At 68.2% G+C, this 14,570-nt stretch carries 12 protein-coding genes; 8 read left to right on the forward strand and 4 right to left on the reverse strand.

The features are described 5' to 3' along the window. The first annotated feature begins 36 nt into the window (after positions 1–36). The 4 genes from argS (at position 37) to thrB (ending at position 5,523) form a co-directional block, all read left to right on the forward strand. Positions 37–1,689, forward strand: coding sequence for an arginine--tRNA ligase (gene argS, locus ACEE23_RS03965; RefSeq protein WP_368519650.1), 1,653 nt, complete (start codon positions 37–39; stop codon positions 1,687–1,689). Continuing rightward, positions 1,689–3,026, forward strand: a complete 1,338-nt coding sequence (lysA, locus tag ACEE23_RS03970; protein WP_448873533.1) for a diaminopimelate decarboxylase — start codon at positions 1,689–1,691, stop codon at positions 3,024–3,026. Before argS ends, lysA begins: the two co-directional genes overlap by 1 nt. 207 nt (positions 3,027–3,233) lie before the next feature. Beyond that, positions 3,234–4,571 (forward strand): homoserine dehydrogenase, encoded by a 1,338-nt coding sequence (locus tag ACEE23_RS03975; RefSeq protein WP_368519652.1) that lies wholly within the window; start codon positions 3,234–3,236, stop codon positions 4,569–4,571. A 22-nt stretch (positions 4,572–4,593) separates the two neighbouring features. Beyond that, on the forward strand, positions 4,594–5,523 hold the full coding sequence (gene thrB, locus ACEE23_RS03980; protein ID WP_368519653.1) for a homoserine kinase: 930 nt from the start codon (positions 4,594–4,596) through the stop codon (positions 5,521–5,523). Here the strand turns inward: thrB and ACEE23_RS03985 are convergent. From ACEE23_RS03985 to modA, 3 genes are all read right to left on the reverse strand, one after another. Further along, positions 5,520–6,179, reverse strand: coding sequence for a helix-turn-helix transcriptional regulator (locus tag ACEE23_RS03985; RefSeq protein WP_368519654.1), 660 nt, complete (start codon positions 6,177–6,179; stop codon positions 5,520–5,522). The two genes, thrB and ACEE23_RS03985, sit on opposite strands and share 4 nt — an antisense overlap. Positions 6,180–6,189: 10 nt before the next feature. Then, positions 6,190–8,016: an ATP-binding cassette domain-containing protein gene (locus ACEE23_RS03990; protein WP_368521053.1), complete on the reverse strand. Its 1,827-nt coding sequence runs from the start codon at positions 8,014–8,016 to the stop codon at positions 6,190–6,192. Between the two features lie 78 nt (positions 8,017–8,094). Further along, positions 8,095–8,883: a molybdate ABC transporter substrate-binding protein gene (gene modA / locus ACEE23_RS03995; RefSeq protein WP_368519656.1), complete on the reverse strand. Its 789-nt coding sequence runs from the start codon at positions 8,881–8,883 to the stop codon at positions 8,095–8,097. 216 nt (positions 8,884–9,099) lie between these two features. On the opposite strand from modA, the gene ACEE23_RS04000 reads away from it, so the two are divergent. The 3 genes from ACEE23_RS04000 to ACEE23_RS04010 are packed head-to-tail and all read left to right on the forward strand — an operon-like array spanning position 9,100 to position 12,809. Beyond that, positions 9,100–10,194 (forward strand): hypothetical protein, encoded by a 1,095-nt coding sequence (locus ACEE23_RS04000; protein WP_368521054.1) that lies wholly within the window; start codon positions 9,100–9,102, stop codon positions 10,192–10,194. Further along, the gene (locus ACEE23_RS04005; RefSeq protein ID WP_368521055.1) at positions 10,184–11,413 is read left to right on the forward strand and encodes a beta-carotene 15,15'-monooxygenase; all 1,230 of its coding nucleotides are present in this window, start codon (positions 10,184–10,186) and stop codon (positions 11,411–11,413) included. The genes ACEE23_RS04000 and ACEE23_RS04005 overlap by 11 nt, the downstream gene beginning before the upstream one ends. Further along, positions 11,406–12,809 carry a multicopper oxidase domain-containing protein gene (locus tag ACEE23_RS04010; protein ID WP_368521056.1) on the forward strand — a complete coding sequence of 468 codons (1,404 nt, stop codon included), beginning with the start codon at positions 11,406–11,408 and terminating at the stop codon, positions 12,807–12,809. The genes ACEE23_RS04005 and ACEE23_RS04010 overlap by 8 nt, the downstream gene beginning before the upstream one ends. A 162-nt stretch (positions 12,810–12,971) precedes the next feature. Here ACEE23_RS04010 and ACEE23_RS04015 read toward each other — a convergent pair whose 3' ends face one another. Continuing rightward, a complete protein-coding gene (locus tag ACEE23_RS04015; RefSeq protein ID WP_448872135.1) occupies positions 12,972–13,982 on the reverse strand; it encodes an HNH endonuclease signature motif containing protein in 1,011 nt (336 codons plus the stop codon). Positions 13,983–14,256: 274 nt separating this feature from the next. Here ACEE23_RS04015 and ACEE23_RS04020 point away from each other — a divergent pair. Continuing rightward, positions 14,257–14,570, forward strand: a 314-nt coding sequence (locus ACEE23_RS04020) for a helix-turn-helix domain-containing protein (RefSeq protein ID WP_448872730.1), incomplete at its 3' end; no start/stop codon positions are given.

Here is a 14,570-nt window from a genome sequence, read left to right on the forward strand (position 1 = left end):
GGTAGTCAAAGGGGATATTCGATAGAGTTTAGGGTTATGACTCCGGCAGAACTGGCACAACTGATTAAGGACACCGCCACCAACGTGTTGGCGGAGCACGACCTGGACACCTCCGTTATCCCCGAAACCGTGACCGTGGAGCGCCCGCGCAACCCGGAACACGGCGATTACGCGACCAACTTGGCCCTGCAGGTCGCCAAGAAGGCGGGCACCCAGCCGCGCGAGCTGGCCACCTGGCTGGCCGCCGCGTTGGACGAGCAGGACGCGATCGCAGAGACCGACGTCGCCGGCCCGGGCTTTTTGAATATCCGCCTGGCCGCCGCCGCCCAGGGCGACGTGGTCGGCAAGATCCGCGAAGCCGGCTCCGACTTCGGCAAGAACACCACCTTTGCCGGGGAGAAGATCAACCTGGAGTTCGTCTCCGCGAACCCGACCGGGCCCATCCACCTCGGGGGCACCCGGTGGGCCGCCGTCGGCGACTCCTTGGGCCGCGTGCTGGAAGCCAGCGGCGCGGAGGTTACCCGCGAGTACTACTTCAACGACCACGGCGGCCAGATCGACCGCTTCGCCCGCTCCCTGGTGGCGGCCGCCCAGGGCGAGCCCACCCCGGAGGACGGCTACGGCGGGGCCTATATCCAGGACATCGCCAGCGCCGTGCTGGAGAAGAACCCGTCGGCCCTGGACGGCACCCCGGAACAGGTCCAGGAGGCCTTCCGTGCCGACGGCGTGGACATGATGTTCGCCCAGATTAAGCAGTCGCTGCACGAGTTCGGCGTGGACTTCGACGTCTACTTCCACGAGAACTCGCTGTTCGAGTCCGGCGCGGTCGAGCGCGCACTGGACCAGCTCAAGGCCCAGGGCGAGCTCTACGAGGCGGACAACGCCTGGTGGCTGAAATCCACCGACTACGGCGACTCCAAGGACCGCGTGGTCGTCAAGTCCGACGGCAACGCCGCCTACATCGCCGGCGACATCGCCTACGTCGCGGACAAGTTCGACCGCGGCCACACCCTGAACATCTACATGCTCGGCGCCGATCACCACGGCTACGTGCCGCGCCTGAAGGCCGCCGCGGCCGCCCTGGGCTACGACGCCGGCGCGGTCGAGGTGCTCATCGGCCAGATGGTCAACCTGCTGCGCGACGGCAAGCCGGTGCGCATGTCCAAGCGCGCGGGCACCGTCATCACGATGGAGGACCTGGTGGCCGCCATCGGCGTGGACGCGGCCCGCTACTCGCTGGTGCGCTCGTCCGTGGACCAGTCCATCGACATCGACCTGGGCCTGTGGCAGTCCCAGTCCTCCGATAACCCCGTCTACTACGTCCAGTACGGGCACGCCCGCCTGTGCTCCCTGGCGCGCAAGGCGCAGGAGGCAGGGGTCACCGCCGACGGCGCGGACCTGTCCCTTCTGACCCACGACCGCGAGGGCGACCTCATCCGTACTCTGGGCGAGTTCCCGGCCGTGGTGGCCGAGGCCGCGGAGCTGCGCGAGCCGCACCGCATCGCCCGCTACGCCGAGGAGCTGGCCGCCAGCTTCCACCGCTTCTACGACCAGTGCCAGGTCCTGCCCAAGGCCGGTGAGGAGGCCCAGCCGGTGCACTCGGCCCGCTTCGCGCTTGCCGATGCCGCCCGCACCACCCTGGCCAACGCGCTGACCATGGTGGGCGTGACCGCCCCGGAGCGGATGTAATGGCCGATTTCAACGATCTGCCGGCGCATGTCTGGCCCCGCAACGCCCAGCGCGAGGAAGACGGCGTGGTCACCGTCGCCGGGGTCCCCGTGCCCGACCTAGTGGAAGAGTACGGCTCGCCGCTCTATGTCTTCGACGAGGACGACTTCCGCTCCCGCTGCCGCGACATGGCCGCCGCCTTCGGCGGGCCCGCCCACGTGCACTACGCCTCCAAGGCCTTCATCTGCAAAAGGATCGTGCAGTGGGTCAACGAGGAGGGGCTGTGCCTGGACGTGGCCTCCCACAACGAGCTGCTCATTGCGCTAGCCGGCGACTTTCCCGCCGCCCGCATGACTGCCCACGGCAACAACAAGGGCGCGGACTACCTGCGGGACTGCGTCGAGCACGGCGTGGGTCACGTGGTACTCGACAACACCGACGAGCTGGAGATGCTCAACCGGATCGCCGGGGAGTTGGGGCGCGTCCAGAAGGTGATGGTGCGCGTGAAGCCGGGCGTGGACGCCCACACTCACGAGTTCATCGCCACCTCGCACGAGGACCAGAAATTCGGCATCTCGCTGGCCACTGGCGCAGCTTTTGATGCCGCCCGCGCCTGCCTGACCGCCGACAACCTTGAGCTAGTCGGACTGCACTGCCACGTCGGCTCCCAGGTCTTCAACGCTGAGGGCTTTAAGCTGGCCGCCGAGCGCGTCATGGCGCTGTATTCGCACATCCACACTGAGCTCGGCGTCACGCTGTCGGAGCTGGACCTAGGCGGCGGCTTCGGCATCCCGTATATGCCTTACGAGGAGGCCCTCGACGTGAACGCCGTGGCCCACGACCTGCTCACCGCGGTCGGCACGACGGCGGACGCGCTGGGCATCACCCCGCCCTTCGTCCTGGTCGAGCCGGGCCGCGCGCTGGTGGCCGGGTCCGCCATCGCGGTCTATTCCGTGGGCACGGTCAAGGACGTGGAGACGGGCAAGCAGGAGCTGCCGCTGCGGCGCTACCTCTCCGTCGACGGTGGCATGAGCGACAACATCCGCCCGGCCATGTACGGCTCCGAGTACGACCTGCGGGTCATGGGCCGCTACACCGTCGGCGCCGAGGTGCCCTCCCGCGTGGTGGGTTTCCACTGCGAATCCGGCGACATCCTGGTCGACGAGCGGGATCTGCCGGAAGAAATCACCAGCGGCGACATCGTGGCCACCGCCGCCAGCGGCGCCTACCAGTACATGATGTCCTCGCGCTATAACGGCGCGGTGCGGCCCGCGGTGGTCGCCGTGCGCGCCGGCCAGGTCAAGCCCATGCTGCGGCGCGAGACCTTAGCCGATTTGCTCTCGCTAGAGGTCGACTAGTTACCCCCGCTCGGGCGCCGGACTGGCGCCCGGGCGGGATTATTATTCTCCCCGGTGCGGGACATTCGGCCAGCACACGCGCGGTTGTCGGGGGACGGGGGACGGGGGACGGGGGAGGCTTCTCGTAGGGACTCAAAATAGACAGCTCGTTCTGTATGATGGGCCACGTACCTTAAACGACCGCACAGATTGAGGAGAGCTTCGAAGATGGCAGCCACTACGCAGGGAACTATCCGCACGGCTAAGGGTGAGGGAGAGACCGTCGGAATTGCGCTGCTGGGATTCGGCACCGTGGGCGCGGAGGTCTTCCGACTGCTCGGGGAGAACGCCGACGCTTTTGCGCACCGCATCGGCGGCCCGGCCGAGATCCGCGGCGTGGCCGTGTCCAACGTCGGCAAAAAGCCGCGCCCGGGCGTTCCCCAAGAGCTTCTGACTGACGATGCCCGCGCGCTCGTCGCCCGCGACGACATCGACCTGGTCGTGGAGGTCATTGGCGGTATCGATTACCCGCGCGAGCTGGTCCTGGCCGCCCTGCGCGCCGGCAAGTCCGTGGTCACCGCCAACAAGGCGCTGGTGGCCGCCCACGCCGACGAGCTGGCCGAGGCCGCCGACGCCTCCAACGTCGACCTCTATTTCGAGGCCGCCGTCGCCGCCGCTATCCCCGTGGTCGGCATGCTGCGCCGCTCCCTGGCCGGCGACCAGATCGAGCGCATCTCCGGCATCGTCAACGGCACGACCAACTTCATCCTGGACGCGATGGAATCCACCGGCGCTTCCTACGAGGAGGCGCTGGCGGAGGCGACCCGCCTGGGCTACGCCGAGGCCGACCCGACCGCCGACGTCGAGGGCCACGACGCCGCCTCCAAGGCCGCCATCATGGCCTCGCTGGGCTTCCACACCCGCCTCAAGTTCGAGGATGTCCACTGCGAGGGCATCACCAACATCACCGCCGAGGATATCGAGGCCGCCGGCCAGGCCGGCTATTCCATCAAGCTGCTGGCTATCTGCGAGCGGATCACCGATAAGGAAGGTAAGGAAGCCGTGAACGCGCGAGTGCACCCCACCCTCGTGGCGAAGTCGCACCCGCTGGCCTCGGTCAGCGAGTCCTACAACGCCATCTTCGTCGAGGCCGAGGCGGCCGGCTCGCTGATGTTCTACGGCAACGGCGCCGGCGGTAACCCGACCGCCTCCGCGGTGCTGGGCGACGTGGTCGGCGCGGCCCGCAACATCGTCCACGGCGGCCGCGCCCCGGGCGAGAACACCTACGCCAACCTGCCGATCGCCTCCTTCGGCGAGGTGCGCACCCGCTACCACATCGACATGACGGTCAACGACCGGATCGGCGTGCTGGCCGAAATCGCCAACGTCTTCTCCTCCAACGACGTCTCCCTGCGCACCGTGCGACAGGAGGACGGCGACGACGAGGCCCGCCTGGTCATCGTCACGCACTCCGCCCAGGAGCAGCTGCTGGCCGATATCGTGGAAAAGCTCAAGACCCTGCCGGACGTGCTGGCTGTCAACTCGGTCATCCGCCTGGGCAGCTAGGAAAGGGGAGGAAAGCGCGCTCATGAGCACCGAATTGCAAGTCGGGACCAAGGCGATTGTCAAGGTGCCGTCCTCCTCGGCCAACCTAGGCCCGGGCTATGACACCCTGGGTCTGGCCGTCACGCTGTACGACACCGTCGAGATCGAGGTCACCGAGTCCGGCCTCGAGGTAGTCATCTTCGGCGAGGGCGAGGACGACCTGCCGCGCGATGGCTCGCACCTGGTGGTCAAGGCGCTGCGCTCCGGGCTGAACGCCGCCGACGTCGAAGCGCCGGGCCTGCGCGTGGTCTGCACCAACGCCATCCCGCAGTCGCGCGGTCTGGGTTCGTCCGCGGCCGCCGCGGTCGCCGGCGTGGCCGCCGCCAACGGGCTGGCCGGCTTCCCGCTCGATGAGGACCAGGTGGTCCAGTTGTCCTCGGCCTTCGAGGGCCACCCGGACAACGCCGCCGCGTCCGTGCTGGGCCAGATGGTGGTTTCCTGGACGACGGTCCCGGTCGACGGGCGTTCCCTGCCCGAGTACCGCGCGCGCTGCCTGCCGGTGCACCCGGATATCCGCGCCACCGCGCTGGTGCCGGACTTCCACGCCTCCACCCAGGCCGTGCGGCGCGTGCTGCCCTCGCACGTCACGCACAGCGATGCCGCCTTCAACGTCTCCCGCACCGCCGTCCAGGTGGCAGCGTTGACCAAGCACCCGGATCTGCTCCTGGAGGGCACGCGCGACCGCCTGCACCAGCCCTACCGAGCTGACGTGCTCCCGGTGACCGCGGAATGGGTCAACCGCCTGCGCAACCGCGGTTTCTCGGCGTATTTGTCCGGTGCGGGCCCGACCATCATGGTCCTGCACACCGAGCCCATCCCGGAGGCCGTGCTCGACGATGCCCGCGCCCAGGGCCTGCGGGTCCTCCCGCTGGAGATCGCCGGGCCCGTGGAGGTCGAGGTGACCCAGGCCTAGTCCTGGGTGATAAAGCAGGTGCCGTCGTCCGTCAACGGGTGCAGCCGCACGGTGGGCTCTCCGTCGGGGGTGGCGGTCATTTCCTGCAGGTAGCCCTCGTGGACCGCGCACAAAAACGGCGTGGGGGCCGCCCCGGCAGACACGAAGGGGCAAGCGTGCAAGCACAGGCCCTGTTTGGTCTGCTCCGGGTCGAAGCCCATCTGGCGGAGCCGGGCCTGGACCTGGCTCAGGGACGCCGGGCCGGTCTGTTCCAGCTTCTTGGCCCACTGGCGCCCGATTTCGCGGGCGCGGGGTGAGTCGTAGTTGGTGAGCTCGGCATCGTCAGCCAGCAGGTCGAGCAGCACCGTGACCAGGCTGACGTATTCGCCGGCGATGGCCTGGTTGTCAGGCACCCGCACCCGGAAGATGAGGGAGGGGCGCCCGCGCCCGTGCGAGTGGGCGCGAGCGGCCGCGACCGCACCCGCGGCCTGTAGCTCGTCGAGGTGCCCGCGGGCGGTGTTGACGTGCATGCCGAGCCTGTCAGCGACCTGAGCCGCGGTGGCGCCGTCGCGGAAGGAATCCACCACGTCGAGTACCGCGCGCTGCTTTGGGGACAGCGCGAGCGCCTCCGGGAAGAGATCCGTCGCGGGGCGGGGCAGGAGGGCAGGGTCGGTCATTCTCATAATTTTAGTACGAGTTCGCGCTGACGTGAACTGCCTTCGGATCCACCTGACAGTAGACCTCTTCGCCCACGGCCGGCGGTTCGGCGTGGGAGACGCGCACCTGGCCGAACGGGCAGTCGAGGGTGACCAGGAAGCTGGTCAGCGAACGCGCCTCCACGGCCGTGATCTTTCCCGGCCAGCAGTTTTCGGCCTCGGCCACCGGATGCGGGCTTAAGTGGGCGTCCTCGGGTGCAAATGTCACGACGACCTCCTGCTGGGGGCGCAGGTGTGTGGTGGTTTCCCCGATGAGCGTGGCCCCGCCGGCGGCCACCCGCGCCGTGCCCGCGTGGACGACGTCGCAGGTGCCCGTGGCCCGGTTGAGGCCGCTAATGCGTGCTACGAACTCCGTCGGCGGCGCGGCGAGCAGCTGGCTGGTCGGCCCGCTGGCCATGGTCTGTCCGGACTCCATGACCACCAGGTGCTCGGCCAGGCGCTGGATGTCCAGCAGGTTGTGGGTGACCATCAGCACGGTGCGGTCGTGGCGGCTGGCGTGGAAGAAGCGGCGCCACCGGGCGGCGGCGGCCACATCGAGGGCGGCCAGAGGTTCGTCCAAAATCAGCACGGACGGGCGGGTGGCCAGCGCACGCACCAGCGCGACCTGGGCGGCTTGCCCGCCCGACAGGGAGGGCACGTCGACGTCCGCCAAGTCGCTCAGGCCCGCCGCCTCCAGCAGCTGGGTGGCCATACTGTGGTCGCGGCTGGCCATGGTGACGGCCTCGACCACGCTCGCCCGCGGCGGCAGGCCCGGCGACTGGGTAACCATGACCACCCGGCGCAGGTGCGGCGGCACGAACTGGCCGGCCGCGTCGTCCACGGTCCGGTCCCCGATAGCGACCCGGCCCCGCAGGCGGCCGGCCACCCGACGCATGAGCGTGGTCTTGCCCGAGCCGTTTTGGCCCACGACGGCGGAGACCAGACCGGCCGGCAGGGTAGTGCCCTCCACCGTGACCGGGGTGGGCTCTGCCGGCGGGCGGGTCAGCTCGCGCAGGCGCTCGGCGTCCATCTCGGTGATGGTGCGGGCGTGCTGGCGGTTCCGGCGCCCGAAGACCGCCGGCAGCCCGGCCAGCGCCAGGCAGACCAAGGCCAGCCCGATGAGGATGGCCGAAAGCGCGTAGGCAGCCTCCGTGTCGACTTCGCGCTCTAGGTAGATGCCCAGGGGCATCGTGCGCGTGACGCCGGGCATCGAGCCCGCGAAGGTCAGCGTCGTGCCGAACTCGCCCAGCGAGCGCGCAAACGCCAGCCCGGCGCCCGTGGCAATCGAGGGGGCGACCAGCGGCAGGGTGACCTTCCACAGCACGCGGCCGGGGCTCATCCCGATGCCGCGGGCCGAGGCCAGGACCTCCCCGTCGATTTGGCGCAGGGCGGAATCCACGGCGACGACCACGAACGGCAGGGAGACAAACATCTGCGCCACCACGACGCCGGGGAAGGCGAAGGCGAAATGCAGGTCCATCGCCTCCAGCCAGGGCCCCAGCAGGCCGCGCCGGCCGATGGCGGCGGTCAGGGCGAGGCCGCCGACGACAGGGGGCATCGCGAGCGGGAGGAAGACCAACAGGCGGGCGGCGAGCCCGCCGCGGCCGAGCTGTTGCATCCAGACCGCCAGGCCGGTGCCCAGGATCATGGTCAAAACGGTCGACTGGGCCGCCGCGGCGAGGGAGACCTTGAGAAGGTCGTGGACCTCGGGGCGGGCCAGGATCTCCCCCATGCGCGCCCAGGGCACGCGCACGGCCAGGGCGATGATGGGGAACAGGATAAACCCCACCGCGATGATCCCGATGAGCCCAAACACCACAGGGGCGGGCGTCCGGGCGGGGCGCGGTGGGGTAGTAGCCGTAGCAGCTGAGGTAGCGGTAGTAGCCACGAAACTCACTTAGTCGGCCGGGGTGAAGCCGTACTCTTCCCAGGTGGCGTCGAAGTCGTCAGCCAGCAGGTCCAGGACTGCCTGGGCGGAGTCCTGCTCGGAGGAGGCGGTGACTACCGCGCCGAGGATCTGGTTGGTGAACTGGTCGGCGCCTTCGATCTTGATGACCTCCACGTCGTCGCCAGCCGCGGCGGCGTCGGTGGAGTAGACCCAGCCGGCGTCGGCCTCGCCGGAGACGACCTTGCCGAGCACGTCAGCAACCTGGTGCTCCTGGGAATCCGGCTGGATGTCGAGGCCCTTGTCCTCGATGATCTGCTGGGAGATGTCACCGCACGGGACCTGCGGGTCGCACAGCACGAAGCGGGTCTCGTCCGTGATGTCCTCGACGGACTTGATGCCGGCCGGGTTGCCCTTCGGCACGACCATGACCATCTCGTTTTCGGCCAGGACCTTGGGATCCTGGACGGTGCCCGCCTCGACGGCGTCGTCCATGGTCTTCTTGGAGGCGGTCAGCAGCAGGTCGCCCGGGGCGCCTTCCTTGAGCTGGGAGACCAGGTCGGAAGAGCCGGCGTTCTGGAACTTCAGCTCGGCCGGCGGGTCGAGCTCGTCGGCGGCGGCCTGCAGGTCGTCGTTGAGCACGCGGGTGGAGGAGGCGGCCAGGACGTTGAGCTCCACGGAGCTCTCGGAGCCGCTGGTGCGATCGGCGTTGCTATCCGATGCCGACTCCGTCGACGGGGCGCAAGCGGCGGCGAACAACGTGGCGGCGGCTGCGCAGCCGGCGAGAACGCGCTTCATCATGGAGACAATTTCCTTTCACGAGACAATCGAGAACGCGCCCATCCCGTCTACCCTAGTAGACGGGCATTTCTTGGACGCTTGTTCAACTTATTCTACATGCCCGTAGGTGCGCGGTCGGCCAGACGTCGGCACGGGGGTAAAAGCGGGGACGTCCACCGGGGTGGCCGGCGCGCGTGGGGTTTCCGCCGGGGCGGGGGAATTAGTACGATAAAACCTGTGCAAAAAGACCGTGTAGCCTACCGCGTGGTGTTCCTCGCCTTCGCCGGGGTGGCGCTGCTGGCTGGCCTGGCGGCGGGGGCCTCCCTGCTGGGGGTGTTCAACGCCGCGGCGCCGGTGGCGGATCTGCACGGCCCGCTGATGGTCTTCGGCTTCGTCGGCGGGGCCATTGGGCTCGAGCGCGCGGTCGCGGTGCGGCGCGCGTGGGCCTGGGCCGGGCCGGCCGCCCACGTCGCGGGCGTGGTGACCCTGTTGGCGCCGGCGGTGGCGGGCACCGAGCTGCCAGCGCTGGTGCCCGGGGCGCTGTTCGCGGCGAGCTTCGGCGTGCTCGGGGCAATCTACGTGGCCATCTACCGCCGCCAGCCGACCGTGTCGGTGGTCGTGCAGGCAGCCGGCGTCGTGGCGGCGGTGATGGCGGCGCTGCTGTGGGGGATGACCGGCCGCTTCGCGGAGGTGTTGCCGCTGGCGGTGGCCTACGTGGTGGCCACGATCATCGGCGAGCGCATGGAGCTGGCCCGCTTATCGGTGTCCGGCACCCGCGCCGAGATCCAGCTGACCCGGCAGGTGCTGGCGATGGTGCTCGCCGCCGTCGTCTTTGCCGTCGCCCCGCGGCTGGGGCACGTGCTGGTCGCGCTCGCGCTTATCGTGGCGGCCACGACCGCGCTGCGCGTCGACGTGGCCCGACACCTGGTGCGCTCGCGGGCCCTGCCGCGGTACTCGGCCGCGTGCATGCTGGGCGGCTATTTCTGGCTGGTTGTCGCCGGCTTTACCTGGCTGGCCTACGGCGTCGGCGCGGAAGGCTATGCCTACGATGCCTCCGTCCACGCCGTCTTCTTAGGCTTCGTCATGTCCATGATCTTCGCGCATGCACCCATCATCTTGACCGCCGTGGTCCACCGCCGGCTGCCGTACCACCGGGCGCTCTACGTCCCCGTGGTGCTCCTGCACGGCGGGCTGGCCACGCGCCTGGCCGGGGACTTTCTGGCCCAGGACGCGATTTATACCGTCGGCGGGGTGATAACCCTCGTGGCCGTGCTGGTCTTCGTGGGCACCGGGCTGGTGTTGACCCTGCGGGGTGGTCGCCGTGCAGCTTAGTCTCGGGGTAGTCAGCGACGTCTCCCTGCGGGCGAGGTCGCGGTGGCACACGGCCGCCGGCGCACTCATCGGGGCCTGGATACTGGTCGGCTTGGCCGTCGCGGTGGCCTACCACTTAGGCGGGCCCGTGGTCTGGTGGGATTTCATCCACACCTTCACCCTCGGGGCGGTCACCACCGCCATTCTGGTCTATTCCACGCACTTTACCGAGGCATTAACCCGCACGCCGACGGCCCAGTACCGCGGCGTGGCCACCCGCGTAGCACTCGTCCAGGTGGGGCTGCTGGGCCTGCTGGCGGACCGGGCCGGCTATTCCTGGTCCTGGCTTTCCGATGCCTCCTGCGCCCTCATCCTCCTCGCCGCCGCGTGGCAGGTGGCCGTCATCGTCTCTCGCCTGCGCCGATCCCTTGCCGGTGCCTTCGCGGTGACGGTGCCGTACTACGTGGCGGCGTTTGGCTGCTCCATCGCCGCGGTGGTGCTGGCGGTGCTGGCGGGCAGGGGCATCGGCGGCTATACGGGGCTGATTGCGGCGCACTCGCGGCTGATGGTCTGGGGCTTTGCCTGGCTGACCATCCTGGGCACGGTGGTGACCCTGCTGCCCACGCTCACGGGCACGGCGATTAGCCAGGCCGCGCGGGCCCGGTGCACGCGGGCCTTAATCGTCCACGTTGTGGGGCTGGCGGTGGCCGCGGCGGGGCTGGTCGCCGGGGCAGGGCTGGTCGCAGGCTTCGGGATGGCGCTGGTGGCGCTAGCCAGCGGCATGCTCGTCGTGGCCGTGGTGGGCTCCGTCCTCGCCCAGGGGCCGGGGCTTAATACCGCCAGCCTGTCCGTACTGTGCGGCCTGGGCTGGATGTGGGCGGTCAACGCCGCCGATGCCGCCAGCCTGGCAGCCGGCGCCTTCCCCCGCGCCATCACGCTGCAGCTGCTGCCCGTCTTTCTGCTGGGCGGTCTGCTGCAGCTGGTGACCGGGGTGCTGCACCACCTGCTGCCCACGCTGCGTGGCGGCGGGCCCGCGGTCGTGGACCGGGCGCGGAGAGCGGCAGACACCGGAGGGGCCGCCCGCCTGGTCTGCCTCAACGTGGGCGCCGGGCTGGTCCTGGTAGGCAACCTCGGCGGGCCCGCCGGCCCGGCCGGTCTCATTCTGGTCGGGCTCGCGCTACTGGCTAATGTGGTGGTTATCGCCACCGTTGTCGTAATTGTTGGGAGAAAACATGACTAAGCAATCCACGCCTCGTGGTGGCACGAGCACCCAGGAATCGGCCGGCTGGGCCGCCTGGGCCCTCATCGGAATCGCGGTCGTCGCCGTGGTCATCCTGGCGGTGGTCACCACGACCTCCGCCGGCAAAGAGACCGCGACGGGCGGCGATCAGCCGGTGGCCGCGACCGGCGACGTCGTCGAGGTTGACGTGAGTGTGGAGGGTATGGCCTTCGTGCCCAACAGCGTCGACGTGCCGGCCGGGTCGCAGCTCAAGGTCAACTTCACCAATACCGGCGACCAGGTCCACGACCTGAAAATCGGCGAGGCGGAAACCGGCCGCGTCAACCCAGGCGACTCGGTGGTGCTGGATGCCGGCGTGATTTCCGCCTCCGTGGAGGGCTATTGCACCATCGCCGGGCATCGTACGCAGGGCATGACCTTCGACGTCGTCGCTGGTGATGCGCCAGCGGGCGGCAGTGGGGCATCGGCAAGCGCGGCAGGCGGGGCGAACCCGCACGTGGACGTGCCCACGGCCGCCGAGCGCCAGAGCGACCTAGGGCCGGGCTTTGCGGCCTTCGACCCGCACCTGGAGGCCGCCCCGTCCGGGCGCGTGCACGAATACACCTGGGTGATGACCGAGGAGATCCGCGAGGTCGCGCCGGGCGTGGAGCAAAAGCAGTGGCTGTTTAACGGGCAGGCGCCCGGGCCGACGCTGCGCGGCCAGGTCGGGGACACGTTCCGGATTACGCTGCGCAACGAGGGGCATATGGGTCACTCGGTGGATTTCCACGCCGGCGAGGTCAACCCCGACGAGGCGATGGCGACCATCGACCCCGGCGAGGAGCTGGTCTACGAATTCACCGCGAAGCGCTCCGGGATTTGGATGTACCACTGCGCGACGGCGCCTATGACGCTGCACATCGCCAACGGGATGACGGGCGCGGTCATCATCGACCCGCCGGAGGAGTCCCAAGATGCCTTGTCGGACGTCGATGCCGAGTACGCCCTCGTTGCCAGCCAGCTTTTCCTGGGCGAGCGCGAGGTCGGCGCGGACGAGGAGCGCGTGGCCGCCGGCAATTACGACCTTGCGGCGTTCAATTCCTACCCCAACCAGTACGAGCAGCGGCCCCTGCGGGCCAAGGTGGGCGAGACCATCCGCATCTGGGTGCTGAACGTGGGACCGGACGAGTCGCTGAGTTTCCACGTCGTCGGCGAGGTCTTCGACACCGTCTTCAAGGAAGGGCAGTACCTCATCCGCGACGCCGAGGACACCGGCTCGCAGGCCGTCGACTTGGCAGCCGCCCAGGGCGGGTTCGTGGAGATGACATTCGATGAGCCGGGGACGTACACGTTCGTCAATCATGCCCTGACCAACGCGGAGAAGGGCCAACGCGGACAGATTGTGGTGACCGAGTAGGCGGGCACGCCGAGTAGGCGCTACGGACGTGGTCCGTGGCGCCTTTTCGCGTATTTTGGCTGGGTGTGTTCCTTGGGATGTCCCCTCGCAGCCTGGTCTCGCGGCTGCGTTCTCGTTCCTTGTCCCTCGGCTGACTTCATGTCAGCCGTCAGCCGTTAGCCGTCAGCTGTTAGGGCCGCCGCCCCAGGGCGGATCCCACGTGACTTTGCCGTGTCTTCGGTTGACCCTTCCGTGTCTGGGGTAGGCCGGGTCGTCATCATTCCAAGAGTTGTGGAACTCGCACAACAAGGTGAGGTTCTCTTGGTTGGTTTCACCACCATCGACCCACGGGTGGATGTGGTGGACCTGGCACTCATCGGCCGGCTTGCGGCAGTTCGGCCACGCGCAGGTGGTGGTCTCCGCCTTCGCCATGTCTTTCTGTTTAGAGGAGGCGTGGCGCTGGTAGCGGTACTGGTTGACCGGACCCCGCCTCGGGTCCACCAGGGTGGCCAGGCCCGCATCCAACAAGCATTGGCGGACGTATTCGGCCCCGGTCATGGTGGTGCCGTTGGTTAGCTGCAGGGTGATTTCGTCCCCGTCACCGGCAAGGATGCGTACCCAGTCGGGCAGGGGGGTGACCACGTGCGTGGCCTTCTGTTGCTTGTTCAGCCCGCCGCTAAACAGGGCCTCGACGTCGGGGATGGTCTTAATTGATGCCCAGAGGTTTTCCACCAACTCCGGATCACCGGTAACAGAAAAAGTGCTGGGCCCATCCTTGCGGCGGGTGACCCGCACGCCTTCGGCCGGCGGTGCCGGGCGGTTGAGCTCCAGGACTTTTTGGTTGGCCAGTCGGCGCAGCTGCTTGGTGGTGCCAGGAGTGTTGCACAGTTCGATGAGCATCGCCCAGGCCTCGCCCTGGTTGCGCACCCGCCGGAAGGCGTTGTCTAACACCAGCAAAGTATCTAAGTGGTGTCCGGATTCCGCGGCGCCTTTCCTCGCGGCGGCTTGCTTCCTCGTGTAGGTGGTGTGTCCGAAGAAGGTCTGGCAGGCGCGGTAGTGGGCGGCCGCGGCAACGTCGGACATGACAGCCTTCAGGGCAGGCAGGCTCAGCTCGCGGCACAGGCCCACGTAGGAGATCCCGTCCGCGAAGATGGAGTGCGCTGCTTTCAAAGTGTCCATGGCTGTCGTCGTCATGCCCCACACGCTAGAAGCCCGGCTCAACCCCTACAAGGCCCGGAAACCCAATCTGTGGATAACTCGGGACAAAGTAGCCATCCTGCACGGACCCCGAAACAGCCGAAAACGCCCGTTTTTGCGGTGCCACCTGCCTAAGGGCCGAAAAATGGTGCAATGTGACCAGGTAGCCGCAGGGAGGCATCGTTAGGCACAAAAATGGCCCCCGCACGTGAACTGCCCCCCATTAGTTGGACTGAGAAATCAGTTACCGATTAGTGGGGAGTAGTTTTCATTGAGAGCTCGAAGTTCGCTGAGTGAACATCAGCGCGAGCAGTTGGTTGAACTATTTGAGCAAGGTATGGGCTATAGTGCCGCTGCTACTGCTCTTGGTGTCTCCAAATACGCCGCCCGTATGCTCTGTCGCCGGTTTAAGCTGCATGGCAGACTATGTCTTGTGGAAAAACCAACTAAGCAGCAGCATTCGTTCGAAATCAAGAAGGAAGTTGTCCAACGCCACCTTACTGGTGAGACAGCGATGGATCTTGCGCGCGAGTTTGGCCTGTCATCAGAGCAGCTGGTCAGCGGGTGGTCGCGGAAATGGCGTAA

Source organism: Corynebacterium sp. 32222D000AT (genome assembly GCF_053546955.1).